This is a genomic window from Bifidobacterium scaligerum (assembly GCF_002802865.1).
GTDB classification, from domain to species: domain Bacteria; phylum Actinomycetota; class Actinomycetes; order Actinomycetales; family Bifidobacteriaceae; genus Bifidobacterium; species Bifidobacterium scaligerum.
Genome location: NZ_PGLQ01000008.1, coordinates 79,908 through 92,285 on the forward strand (window position 1 = coordinate 79,908; position 12,378 = coordinate 92,285).

8 protein-coding genes and 2 pseudogenes are annotated in these 12,378 nt (G+C 60.4%); 8 read left to right on the plus strand and 2 right to left on the minus strand.

The genetic code is table 11. The features are described 5' to 3' along the window. Positions 1-212 precede the first annotated feature (212 nt). The 6 genes and pseudogenes from CUU80_RS09315 (at position 213) to nrdF (ending at position 7,376) form a co-directional block, all read left to right on the plus strand. Positions 213-2,714 (plus strand): glycoside hydrolase family 3 C-terminal domain-containing protein, encoded by a 2,502-nt coding sequence (locus CUU80_RS09315; protein ID WP_100497070.1) that lies wholly within the window; start codon positions 213-215, stop codon positions 2,712-2,714. 31 nt (positions 2,715-2,745) lie between these two features. Beyond that, positions 2,746-2,856: pseudogene (locus CUU80_RS09320) on the plus strand (PTS cellobiose transporter subunit IIC); the annotation flags it as partial. A 311-nt stretch (positions 2,857-3,167) separates the two neighbouring features. Further along, on the plus strand, positions 3,168-3,422 hold the full coding sequence (locus CUU80_RS09325) for a glutaredoxin family protein (protein WP_100497054.1): 255 nt from the start codon (positions 3,168-3,170) through the stop codon (positions 3,420-3,422). A gap of 53 nt (positions 3,423-3,475) precedes the next feature. Beyond that, a complete protein-coding gene (gene nrdI / locus CUU80_RS09330; protein ID WP_165775920.1) occupies positions 3,476-3,976 on the plus strand; it encodes a class Ib ribonucleoside-diphosphate reductase assembly flavoprotein NrdI in 501 nt (166 codons plus the stop codon). Positions 3,977-4,180: 204 nt separating this feature from the next. Then, entirely contained in the window at positions 4,181-6,373 is a 2,193-nt protein-coding gene (gene nrdE / locus CUU80_RS09335; protein WP_100497056.1) for a class 1b ribonucleoside-diphosphate reductase subunit alpha, read from the plus strand. A 10-nt stretch (positions 6,374-6,383) separates the two neighbouring features. Beyond that, the gene (gene nrdF, locus CUU80_RS09340; protein WP_033889497.1) at positions 6,384-7,376 is read left to right on the plus strand and encodes a class 1b ribonucleoside-diphosphate reductase subunit beta; all 993 of its coding nucleotides are present in this window, start codon (positions 6,384-6,386) and stop codon (positions 7,374-7,376) included. A gap of 7 nt (positions 7,377-7,383) precedes the next feature. Here the strand turns inward: nrdF and CUU80_RS09345 are convergent. Both CUU80_RS09345 and CUU80_RS09355 read right to left on the minus strand, forming a co-directional pair. Then, positions 7,384-7,539 (minus strand): annotated as a pseudogene (locus CUU80_RS09345) (GHKL domain-containing protein); the annotation flags it as partial. A gap of 472 nt (positions 7,540-8,011) precedes the next feature. Further along, the gene (locus CUU80_RS09355) at positions 8,012-9,298 is read right to left on the minus strand and encodes a glycosyltransferase family 2 protein (protein ID WP_243388717.1); all 1,287 of its coding nucleotides are present in this window, start codon (positions 9,296-9,298) and stop codon (positions 8,012-8,014) included. A 302-nt stretch (positions 9,299-9,600) separates the two neighbouring features. Between CUU80_RS09355 and CUU80_RS09360 the strand changes: the two genes are divergently transcribed. Together CUU80_RS09360 and CUU80_RS09365 are read left to right on the plus strand one after the other, a co-directional pair. Then, positions 9,601-10,728, plus strand: coding sequence for an ABC transporter ATP-binding protein (locus CUU80_RS09360; protein WP_100497058.1), 1,128 nt, complete (start codon positions 9,601-9,603; stop codon positions 10,726-10,728). 177 nt (positions 10,729-10,905) lie between these two features. Next, a complete protein-coding gene (locus tag CUU80_RS09365) occupies positions 10,906-12,312 on the plus strand; it encodes a DUF4032 domain-containing protein (RefSeq protein WP_100497059.1) in 1,407 nt (468 codons plus the stop codon). The last annotated feature ends 66 nt before the right edge of the window (positions 12,313-12,378 follow it).

Here is a 12,378-nt window from a genome sequence, read left to right on the forward strand (position 1 = left end):
GGTTGTGCAATGAGCCCCACCGGGCGTGCCTGAACCTGATTGAATCACACTAGCGGCGAATCGCGTGCAGCAGGGTGGCGCGGCTGGTTCGCCGGAGAGATACGCAACGAATACGTGAAGTGCGCGGAGTACATAAAGTACGTGAAGTGCGCGGGCCGGTGGGTTACGTCACCGGCGTGCGCGCCGCAAGTGCAAGGGAGGACGAGATGGCGATGGAACTCGAAGAACTTTCGGTGGGTGAGAAAGCGGCGATGCTTTCCGGCGCTTCCGAATGGGATTCGCGCGGCAACGAACGCGCCGGCATACCCAGCTTCGTGATGAGCGATGGTCCCCACGGCGTGCGTCGGCAGCTCGGCGAAGGCGACCATCTGGGCCTCGGCGCGTCCAAGCCCGCCACCTGCTTCCCGACCGCCGGCACGGTGGCCAACTCGTGGGATCCGGCGCTCGCCGAAGCGATGGGGGAGGCGCTCGGCCGCGAAGCGCATGATCTCGGTGTGAATGTGCTGCTCGGGCCGGGCCTCAACATCAAGCGCAACCCGCTGTGCGGCCGCAACTTCGAGTATTATTCCGAGGATCCGATCGTGGCGGGGCGCATGGCCGCCGGTTTGATTCGCGGCATTCAGTCCAACGGCGTCTCCGCATGCCCCAAGCATTTCGCGGTGAACAGCCAGGAGCTGCGGCGTCAGGCGTCCAACTCGGTGATCGATGAGCGCACGATGCGTGAAATCTATCTGACTGGGTTTGAAATCGCCGTGCGCGAGGCAGCGCCGATGGCCATCATGACCTCCTACAACGAGGTCAACGGCGTCTATGCGCACGAGAACAAGCACCTGCTGCAGAACATTCTGCGCGACGAATGGGGCTTCGATGGCATGGTCGTCTCCGACTGGGGAGGCTCCAACTCCGCCGTGGCGGCGGTTAAGGCCGGCGGCTCCCTTGAAATGCCCAGCCCCGGCTACACCTCCGTGCGTGAGCTGGAAGGCGCGGTCAAAGCCGGCACGCTCTCCGAGGCGGATCTGACCGCCCGTGCCGGCGAAGTGGCCAAAATCGCCCGACTGACCCGCACCGAAGGCGTGGGGCGCAATGATTTGTTGAAGGATGATATCGCTGCGGCACATCATGTCGTGGCCCGCCGCGTGGCCGAAGGGTCGGCTGTGCTGCTGAAGAACGATGCCGCCGCATCCGACACGGACGCCGTGCCTGTGCTGCCGCTCAAGCCCGGCACCCGCGTGGCCGTAGTCGGAGACATGGCCAAAACCCCGCGATTCCAAGGCTCCGGGTCCTCCAAGGTGAACGCCACCAGCGAGGAGAATATTCTGGACGAGTTCAACGCCGTCGCCGATTCCACGGGCGTGACAGTTTCCGGCTACGCCCAGGGCTACGACCGCCAAGGCACGGCCAACCAGTCCTTGATCGACGAAGCCGTGGCGCTTGCTTCCTCCGATTCCACCGACGTCGTCATCGCCGTGGTCGGTCTCGACGAGCGCAGCGAATCCGAAGGGCTCGACCGTTCCACCATGGCCATCCCGCGGGTCCAAAACGATCTTGTGGACGCGCTGGCCGCTACCGGCAAGCCTGTCGTGGTGGTGCTGGTGGCCGGTTCCCCGGTCGAATTGCCATGGTTTGAGTCCGTGAGCGCCATGCTATATATCGGCCTGTCCGGTCAAGCCGGCGCCTCCGCCGCTGTACGCGTGCTCACTGGTCAAGTCAATCCGTCCGGCCATTTGGCTGAAACCTGGCCGTTGCGCTACAACGACTGCCCGTCCTCCGGATGGTATCCGGCCATCGGACGTGACGCCATCTATCGCGAGGGCCCGTTTATCGGCTACCGTTACTACGAAACTGCCGACGTTCCGGTTCGTTTCCCGTTCGGCTACGGTCTGTCGTACGCAACGTTTGCGTACGGCAATGTGACTGCCGACGAAACCGGTGTGCAGTTCACCGTCACCAATGATTCTGACGTCGCCGGGGCCACTGTCGTACAGCTGTACGTTGCCGGGCCGTCGCGCTCCGGCGAGGGCGCCGCGGCTGACGCGGGTGCCGCAGCCGGTGTGCTGCGCCCCGTACGCGAACTCAAAGGCTTCGTCAAGGTCGAGCTGGCCGCACACGAGACGACAACCGTGCGTATCGATTTCGATCGATACACTTTCCGTCACTTCGACGTTGCCGCCAATCGCTGGGCTATGGAATCCGGCATCTGGACGCTCGCCGTGGGCTCCGACGCCGAGCATCTGCCGCTCGTGACGCCGTTTGCCGTGGCCGGCGATGTGGACGCCGCGCCCGCCGACCCGGCGCTGGGACACTACCTCGCCGGTGACGTCAAACACGTGACTGATGCCGAAATGGCCGTATTGTTTGGCCGCGAAGTCATCGCGCCCGGCAAGCCTACGGTATTCGGCGTGAACGACCCGATCTCCAGCTGGGTTGATTCGCGCGGGTTCGTGGCTCGTACCATTGCCAAAACCCTGACCAAACGCGAGGCCGCGGTGCGGCAGAAAACCGGCGCTCCCGATCTCAATACGCTGTTCATTCTCAACATGCCGCCGCGCGCCATGAGCAAGATGACGCAGGGCATGGTCGATTCGGCCATGGTGGATGCCATCGTCGCGATCGCCAACGGACATACCTTCCGTGGAATCGGCGGGCTCATCGCCGGATTCTTCCGCAACCAATCTGCCAACAAGCGCACCGCAAAGGAGCTCAACCATGACTGATACCACGAAGCCGACCGCGTCCGCCGCCGGGGGTATGAACGCCGGTGTGGCCGGCACGATTGCTTCCGTGGTCAACACGCTGCTGGCCGTGGTGGTGAGCTACCCGCTGCTCAAGTTCTGGATTATGCCGAAGAACAAGTAGGCTAAGTAATCCTTAATTTTCCAATCTTCTGACTTTCTTCTTTCTCCAAGCCCGGACGGACGCTTATCTCAAGCGCCCGGTCGGGCTTTTTCATGGTTCTTCAAATGTGAACAATGCCACAAGTTGCTCGGCGGGTTGCTTTATATGGTTTTATGGTTGCCTTGCACAAATGGCGGAAAATCAACGCAAAACACTATATCTAGTGTTTATTGATGCAACACGCCACTACACATAGTGGCTTGATTGCGAATCGCATGGTTGTAATATGACTTTCGCTTCATTTGAAAAATGCTGTTACCAGGGGAGTTGCTATGACCGTCACCGTGTTCACTAAGCCGCATTGCCCGCAGTGCGAGGCCACCAAGCGCCAGTTCACCAAATTGGGTGTGCCGTTTGAGACCGTGGACCTGACCGAGAACCCCTCCACCCTTGAACAGCTGCAGGCCGCCGGCTTCCGACAGGCGCCGGTGGTGATCACGCCGGACAACTCTTGGACCGGCTATCGCCCCGATCTGATTCGTGAAGTCGCCAAGCAGGTTGCGGCTGTGGCCCCGGTGGCCGCGTGACGTCAGCACTCGACGGGCAGCCGCGGCAAAAGCAAACCGGCGCAAGCCGCACGGTGGATGCACCGAATCAGAGCGTTCCGGCCGGCGATGGGCATTCCGCGGCGAGCAAGCCGGAATTCGCTGCCGCCGGCAATCCGGTAGGTGCTTTGGTGTACTTCTCGTCGGCTTCTGAAAACACGGCTCGTTTTGTGGCCGGATGCCGATTCCAGGACGATGGCATCAACGTGTACCGTGTGCCGCTGAAAGCCTCCGAGCCGGCGCTGAACGTACGTGAACCCTACGTCATCATGGTGCCTACCTATGGCGGGGGAGTGATTGCGAAAGCCGTGCCGATCCAAGTCAAACGGTTCCTGAACGATCCGGAGAACCGTGCGTGGATTCGCGGCGTCATCGCTTCGGGAAACACGAACTTCGGTGAAGCCTATTGTGCCGCCGGAGACGTCATCTCCGCCAAATGCCATGTGCCCTTCCTCTATAAATTCGAGCTGATGGGTACGCCGGAGGATACTGCGGCCGTGAAGAACGGTCTGGTGCGTTTCTTCACCGAACACTGATTCGCCCAGCTCCATTCGCCGTCTCATCCTCCGTCTCTGCGCCCCTTCCCTGCCCCTTTTTCGCGAATATGTACCACTGAGTCGCTGTCAGTGGTACATATTCGCGAAAAAGGGAAGGGGCAGAGTGCGGAACAAAAACGTTGATGAGGGGCTACCGCTTTGACACAGCCGTTTTCGCTACATCGTAAGGAATTCAATTCGACTATGACCGATTTCACCAACACTGGACTGGCCCTCGACAACACGTCACATGCCGCCGAGCCCACCGATCCAGCGCACGATTACCATGCGCTGAACGCGATGCTCAACCTGTATGACGCCAACGGTCAGATTCAGTTCGACAAGGACAAGGCCGCCGAGCGCGCCTATGTGACCAACCATGTGGCCGCCAACACCGTCGCCTTCCCCTCAACCGCCGAACGTCTGCAGTTCCTGATCGACAACCAGTACTACAACCCGGCCGTGTTCGCCCAGTACTCGGCAGAATTCCTCGATCGCTTCTACGCGCACGTGGAATCCGCTGGCTTCGAGTTCGGCACCTTCCTCGGTGCCTTCAAGTTCTACACGTCCTATGCGTTGAAAACCTTCGACGGCAAGCGCTACCTTGAGGATTTCCCGCAGCGCTGCGCCGCCGTGGCGCTGGAGCTTGCCGCCGGTGACGAAAATCAGGCCGTCGAATACGCCGATGAGATGCTCGCCGGCCGTTTCCAGCCCGCAACCCCCACCTTCCTCAACCTCGGCAAAGCCCAGCGCGGCGAGCCGGTCAGCTGCTTCCTGGTGCGCATCGAAGACAACATGGAGTCCATCTCCCGCGGCATCAACGCGGCCCTGCAGCTGTCCAAGCGCGGTGGTGGCGTGGCGTTGCTGCTGAGCAACCTGCGTGAGCTTGGCGCTCCGATCAAGCACATCGAAAACCAGTCCAGCGGCGTGATTCCGGTGATGAAGCTGCTGGAAGACGCCTTCTCCTACGCCAACCAGCTGGGCGCCCGCCAGGGTGCCGGCGCGGTGTACCTGAGCGCCCATCACCCGGATATCCTGCGATTCCTCGACACCAAGCGCGAGAACGCCGATGAGAAGATCCGCATCAAGTCCCTGGCGCTCGGCGTGGTGATTCCGGACATCACCTTCGAACTGGCCAAGCGCAAGGAGCAGATGGCCCTGTTCAGCCCCTACGATGTGGAACGCGTCTACGGCAAGCCGTTCGCCGACATCGCCATCTCCGAACACTACGAGGAGATGGTGGCGGACGATCGCATCAAGAAGACCTACATCGACGCACGTAAGTTCTTCACCACCATCGCCGAACTGCAGTTCGAATCCGGCTATCCGTACATCGTGTTCGAAGACACGGTCAACCGCGCCAACCCGATCGAGGGCCGCGTGACCATGTCCAACCTGTGCTCCGAAATCCTGCAGGTGCAGGAGCCCAGCGAATACAACGAAGACCTGACCTACAAGCATGTCGGCCGTGACATCTCGTGCAACCTCGGCTCCCTCAACATCGCCAAGGCGATGGACGGCGGGCTGGCGCACACCGTGGAGATCGCCATTCGTGCGCTCACCTCGGTGGCCGAGCACACGAGCATCAACGCCGTGCCTTCCATCCGCCGCGCCAACGAGGAAGGTCACGCCATCGGCTTGGGTCAGATGAACCTGCACGGCTTCCTGGCCCGCGAAGGCATCATGTATGGTTCCGAGGAAGGCCTCGACTTCACCGACATGTACTTCATGACCGTGGCCTACCACGCCTACCGCGCCTCCCACAAACTCGCCGTCGAACACGGCCAGGCATTCAAGAGCTTCCCGACCTCCGACTACGCCAAGCCGGCCGGCCAGGGCAACTACTTCGACAAGTACACCGACGGCCGCCGCTCTCTGGAACCGCGCACCGCCCGTGTACGCGAACTGTTCGCCAAGTTCGGCATCGCCATCCCGACCGTGGCCGACTGGCAGGCGTTGCAGGCCGACATCATCAAGGACGGTATCTACAACCAGAACCTGCAAGCCGTGCCGCCCACCGGATCGATCTCCTACATCAACCATTCCACGAGCTCGATCCACCCGATCGCGTCCAAGATCGAAATCCGCAAGGAAGGCAAGATCGGCCGCGTCTACTACCCGGCCGCCTACATGACCAACGACAACCTTGAGTACTACAAGGATGCCTACGAGATTGGTTGGAAGGCCATCGTCGACACGTACGCCGAGGCCACCCAGCACGTCGATCAGGGTCTTTCGCTGACGTTGTTCTTCCCGGACACCGCCACCACGCGAGATCTCAACAAGGCCCAGATCTACGCCTGGCGCAAGGGCATCAAAACCCTGTACTACATCCGCATCCGCCAGCAGGCGCTGGAAGGCACTGAGGTTGCCGGTTGCGTAAGTTGCATGCTCTGAAAGGATAAATATGCCACCGATTTCTATTCCGCGTAAGCCGCTGAAACTTATCGACCGCGTTTCCGCCATCAACTGGAACCGTTTGGAAGACGAGAAGGACCTTGAGGTCTGGGACCGCCTGACCGGCAACTTCTGGCTGCCCGAGAAGGTTCCGGTCTCCAACGACATCCCCTCCTGGCAGCAGATGAGCGAAGAGGAGCACACGCTCACCATGCGTGTGTTCACCGGACTGACCCTGCTCGACACCATTCAGGGCACGGTCGGCGCGGTCTCCCTGATTCCGGACGCGCTCACCCCGCACGAGGAGGCCGTGTACACGAACATCGCATTCATGGAATCCGTGCACGCCAAGTCCTACTCCTCGATCTTCTCTACCCTGTGCTCCACCGAGCAGATCGACGCCGCGTTCGACTGGAGTGAGCAGAACGAGTTCCTGCAGAAGAAGGCCGAAATCGTGCTCGACTACTACGAGGGCGACAACCCGTACAAGCGCAAGGTGGCCTCCACGCTGCTCGAATCCTTCCTCTTCTACTCCGGCTTCTACCTGCCGATGTATTTCTCCGCGCACGCCAAACTCACCAACACCGCCGATGTGATCCGCCTCATCATCCGTGACGAGGCCGTGCACGGCTACTACATCGGCTACAAGTACCAGAAGGGCATCGCCCAGCTGACCGACGCCGAGCGCGCCGACCTGCAGGACTACACCTACGATTTGCTCAACGAGCTGTACGACAACGAGGTGGGCTACACCGAATCCCTGTACTCCGGCGTGGGCCTGGTCGAGGATGTGGAGAAGTTCCTGCACTACAACGCCAACAAGGCGCTGATGAACCTTGGCTACCCGGCGCTTTTCCCGGCTGAAATCTGCGACGTGAACCCCGCGATCCTCGCCGCCCTGAGCCCGAACGCCGACGAAAACCACGACTTCTTCTCCGGCTCCGGCTCCTCCTACGTGATGGGCAAAGCCGAGGAGACCGACGACGACGATTGGGACTTCTGACGCCCGCCTACCGCGGAAGATGCGGAATCAGTACCGTGAGCACGAACCAGTGATCTTCGGTGCGAATCGTCACTTCGCCGCCGTACTGCGCGGCGATGTGACGAATCGACTTCACGCCGAAGCCGTGGCGTGAAACGTCTCGTTTGGTGGTGCGCAACGCGTCCGTGGAGTCCCTGCGCAACACGGCACTGACTATGGCGGTGCGCTGCCAACATGCGCGGCGGTAAATGGCCATAATGTACACCATGCACGCCAGCCATTCGCACAAGGCGGTGCGGAGGCGCGGAATATCCGGCAGCGCGTTGGCTATGGTATCGCCCAACGTGCCGCCCATCACAGGCCTCCCGTCATGGTTCTTCTGTGTGCCATCTTATCCGGTGGACTTGTATATGGGCCTATCTCACTTGGCAGGGGTACATTTGGCGGTTCTCGAAGATCTATCTGTTCTGTAAGGGGTACTGATCCAAGTAGACATGGGATCAAAACGGTACAATACTGCCGAGGCAGGGGCGCTTCTACTGAATGAAGTACCCCTTGTAAAGCAGATAGATATTTTGATGAGTCTCAATGTACCCCTGTCAAACGAGATACCGCTGGCAAGGTGAGCGGTAGTCGCCTTCATAGCCCGATAGAAGCTACTCCTGCTCGAAGGTGACGCCGTTGCGGGCTGCTAGGCGCTCGGCTTTGCGCTCCTCGGCCTCTTCGATATGTTGGATGCGCAGCTGGCGCCAATCTTCGCGCATGTCGCGGAAACGCTCCGCCAGTGTCGGTTCGTCCTCCTTGCCGTCTTCCGTTTGCGGGCCCGAGGCGGCCGTTAGTGGACGCGAGCCAGAAAAGAGCGGCGATGCCGAACGATGGTTGGCGGCACCGCCCGATGTGCCGGCCGGCACATCGGCATCCGCCGTGACATCAGGCGCGGCTGCGGACAGCGCGTCCACGGCGTTGTCCGCGAATTTGGCCACACCGAGCTTGAGTAGTCCAAGGAGCTCTCGCAGGGTGTCTGGAATTGGCTCGTCGCTTTCGGTCGCGGTTTTAGACAGCCGCTCAATATGCCGGCGAATGGAGTCGGCGTCTTCGGGATCGATTTTGAGCCCGGCAATCAGCGACTGGCGGATGGTCTCATAGTCGAGATTGGCGAAGAAATTCAACTGCTGCAGCGTCATGAACCCTTTGAGCTCAGGGAACCGCTCAAGAATATAGGTCTCGCGGTCATCGGCGGCCCGGGTCCAGTCGCGTGTCAGTTTCGGGTCCAACGTGGCGGTGATCGAGCCCTCACGCATGCGGTAGTGATACAGCACCTTGGGAATGCGCACCACGCGTGTGGCCTCGCCGATCACGTTGCAGATGCGGGAAAGGTCCTCGATTTTGCGGCCGACCGGGAATGAGAACCCTGTGGATTGATAGGTCGACGCCGGTGCGAGAAACGCCCAGAAATAACCGTCGATTTCGGCCCGAACCTGTTTTTTGATGGTCTCTACCGGGGTGAGGATCTGGACTTCGGAAAAGTCGTTGTGCCGATAGTTGGAGAGCAGGGGCTTGCCGTTTTCGGAGATGGTGTCGAACTGGAACATCACGAGGTCGGCGTCGTAGTCGCGCAAGGCGGCGAGACAGTCTTCCACCAGCGTGGGGGCCACGGTGTCGTCGGAGTCGGCGAAGTAGATATAGGATCCGGTGGCTTGGGCGATGCCGGCGTTGCGCGCGTCCGAAAGTCCGCCGTTGGGTTTGTGGATCACACGCACGCGAGGGTCTTTGCGAGCCCAGGCATCGCACATGGCCGGGCACGAGTCGGGAGAGCCGTCGTCTACCAGCAGGATTTCGAGATTGGTGTACGTCTGCGCGGCCACGCTCGCCACGCATGCGTCGAGGAACCGCTCGACCTTATATACCGGGATGATGATGCTGACCAACGGCTCATGTTCCATGGGTTCAAGCCTAACGCCGGGTGCCGTCGCCGGCCACTGCGAAATCGGCTGCGGTGGCGTGGCGACACGCTGGGAAACGCGGATTTCGGGCGCATTGCTTGCACCGGCCGTCGAGCCGTGTATAGTGAGACGTGGCTCAACGAAGAGATTCTTCACTGAACCGGAAAAGTGAACGCTGAGGCTTGCAGTTCCCGGAAGCAATGTGGTAGATGGCTACGGTAGGTCGAAGCACAGTAAGAAACAAACAATCCCTTTACAACGGATCGTGAGGCACGTACCTGCCTCTGAAAGGATTAGTAATTATGGCAGAAGTCGTATTCGACCACGTCACTCGTATCTACCCGGGCAACGACAAGCCCTCTGTGGATGATCTGAATCTTGATATCAAGGACGGCGAGTTCCTCGTCCTGGTTGGTCCTTCCGGCTGTGGTAAGTCCACCACCCTGCGCATGCTCGCAGGCCTGGAAGAGGTCAACAAGGGCCGCATCCTCATCGGTGGCAAGGATGTCACCACGATGCAGCCGAAGGACCGCGACATCGCAATGGTGTTCCAGAACTACGCTCTGTACCCGCACATGACCGTCGCCGACAACATGGGCTTCGCTCTGAAGATCGCCGGCACCCCGAAGGACGAGATCCGCAAGCGCGTCGAGAAGGCCGCTGAGATCCTCGACCTGACCGAGTACCTCGATCGTAAGCCGAAGGCTCTGTCCGGTGGTCAGCGTCAGCGTGTGGCCATGGGCCGTGCAATCGTTCGTGAGCCGAAGGTCTTCCTCATGGATGAGCCGCTGTCCAACCTCGACGCCAAGCTTCGTGTCCAGACCCGTACCCAGATCGCTGCTCTGCAGCGTCAGCTGGGTGTCACCACCCTGTACGTGACCCACGATCAGACCGAGGCTCTGACGATGGGCGATCGTATCGCCGTCATCAAGCTCGGCATCCTGCAGCAGGTCGGCGCTCCGACCGAGCTGTACGATCGCCCGGCCAACGTCTTCGTCGCCGGCTTCATCGGCTCCCCGTCGATGAACCTGAACACCCACCCGGTGGTCAACGGCAAGGCGAAGATCGGTGAGGACACCGTGGATCTGCCGGCTGAGGCCGTCAACAAGCTCACCCCGGAGGACAACAACCAGATCGTGGTCGGCTTCCGTCCTGAGGACGCTGGCCTGGCTCCGGCTGATGACCCGAACGCCTTCTCCCTGAAGGTCGTGAACGTCGAGGATCTGGGCTCCGACGGCTACATCTACGGCAACATCATCACTGATGGCTCCGCTGCCGAGGAATCTCAGGTTATGTCCGACCAGAACAAGCTCACGACGATTCGTGTGAACCCGCGTGCGCTGCCGAAGGTCGGTGCAACCGTCAAGATCAAGATCGACCCGGCCAAGATGCACCTGTTCGCTCCGTCGACCGAGCTGCGTCTGAACTAGTAGATACTTGGCGAGGTCTAACCGCTTCGTCAACCATTAAACGAGGTTATTCTCTTCCTCTCTTATGACCTCGTTGGGAAAGCCCCGCATAGCAGCGGGGCTTTTCTTTTTGTCTGCGCTGTGCCGCTTCTATAATGACAACAAGCTGTTCCCCGCAATTCAGTACGATGGAGTGCTATGGAAGTAAACAATCTGCCCCAGATGGATCCGCGCGCGCTGAAGGCCACGTCGGTTAAAGCCGAAGACGGCCATACCTCTTCGGGCGAGCCGCAGGCTCTGAAGATCACCGCTGCCAGTTCAAATCCGAAGATGTTCACATTGCCGTGGCACAAGCCTCTGGCCACGTGGCCTGAGGACCTGCTCGCCAACCTGCCGCGAGGCATCTCCCGTCACGTGGTGCGTTTCGTGCATGTGGGCGACGAAGTGTACGCCATGAAGGAAATCACCCGTCAGGTGGCCGAACGAGAGTACGAGATTCTGCGCCGACTGCAGAAGCTCGAACTGCCCACCGTCACCCCGATCGCGGTGGTCACCGGCCGTCACGACAAGAACGGCGAGCCGCTGGAAGCCATTCTGGTCACCCGTCATCTGAAGTTCTCGCTGCCGTACCGCGCACTGTTCGCGCGTAATCTGCAGCACGATACCGCCGAACGATTGATTGATGCACTGGCGGTGCTGATGGTGCGTCTGCACTTGGCCGGCTTCTACTGGGGTGACGTGTCCCTGTCGAACGTTTTGTTCTTGCGTGATGCCGACGCGTTCTCCGCTTTTCTGGTGGACGCCGAAACCGGTGATCTGCAGGTACAGCTGACTGATGGTCAGCGAGAATACGATATCGACTTGGCCCGTACGAATATCATCGGCGAACTGATGGATTTGGCGTCCGGCCGTCTGCTGCCGAGCGACGTGGATGAGATTGAGGTCGGCAACCGTCTGGCCGATCGTTATCACTCGCTGTGGAGCGCCCTGACCGATACCGATAAGTTCGGTCCGGACGAGATGTGGAAGATCGAGCAGCGCGTCAACAAGCTCAATGAGCTGGGCTTCGACGTGGACGAGCTGGAAATGAAGACCGCCGAGGATGGCAAGCGTGTGCTGGTGCGTCCGCGCGTGGTGGACGCCGGTTACGCCAACCGCAAGCTGCTGCGTCTGACCGGTCTCGATGTGCAGGAGAATCAGGCCCGTCGTCTGCTCAACGATCTCGACGCCTACCGTGCCTCCACATGGCGTGACGGCGAAGAGTTGGAGATTGTGGCCACCGATTGGATGCGTGAGGTCTACGAGCCGACCGTGCGTATGATTCCGCGCGATTATCGTTCCCAGATCGAGCCGGCGCAGTTCTTCCATGAGGTGCTCGATCACCGTTGGTTCCTGGCCGAGAAGGCCGGCCACGATGTGCCGATGGGCGAGGCCGTGACCAGCTACATCGAGAATGTGTTGCCGCAGTACAAGCTGGACAAGAAGGATGTGGACGAGCTGAACGCCGAAGCCGATTCCGGCGTGGTGGACGACGAGTACACCTACGGCGATTACGACGGCTACAACCCCGACGACGACCCCGACGCGGCGGTGTGGAGCCACTAAGCCGCTGAATCCCCTCCCCTCGTCCCTGTCGCGTATACACATCTGACGCTGCCGACGATACCCCTT

Bases quoted from the DNA above. Each gene is read 5' to 3' on its own strand.
- nrdE (WP_100497056.1), top strand. From the start codon at position 4,181: ATGACCGATTTCACCAACACTGGACTGGCCCTCGACAACACGTCACAT.
- CUU80_RS09325 (WP_100497054.1), top strand. From the start codon at position 3,168: ATGACCGTCACCGTGTTCACTAAGCCGCATTGCCCGCAGTGCGAGGCC.
- nrdF (WP_033889497.1), top strand. From the start codon at position 6,384: ATGCCACCGATTTCTATTCCGCGTAAGCCGCTGAAACTTATCGACCGC.
- CUU80_RS09315 (WP_100497070.1), top strand. From the start codon at position 213: ATGGAACTCGAAGAACTTTCGGTGGGTGAGAAAGCGGCGATGCTTTCC.
- CUU80_RS09365 (WP_100497059.1), top strand. From the start codon at position 10,906: ATGGAAGTAAACAATCTGCCCCAGATGGATCCGCGCGCGCTGAAGGCC.
- CUU80_RS09360 (WP_100497058.1), top strand. From the start codon at position 9,601: ATGGCAGAAGTCGTATTCGACCACGTCACTCGTATCTACCCGGGCAAC.
- CUU80_RS09355 (WP_243388717.1), bottom strand. From the start codon at position 9,298: ATGGAACATGAGCCGTTGGTCAGCATCATCATCCCGGTATATAAGGTC.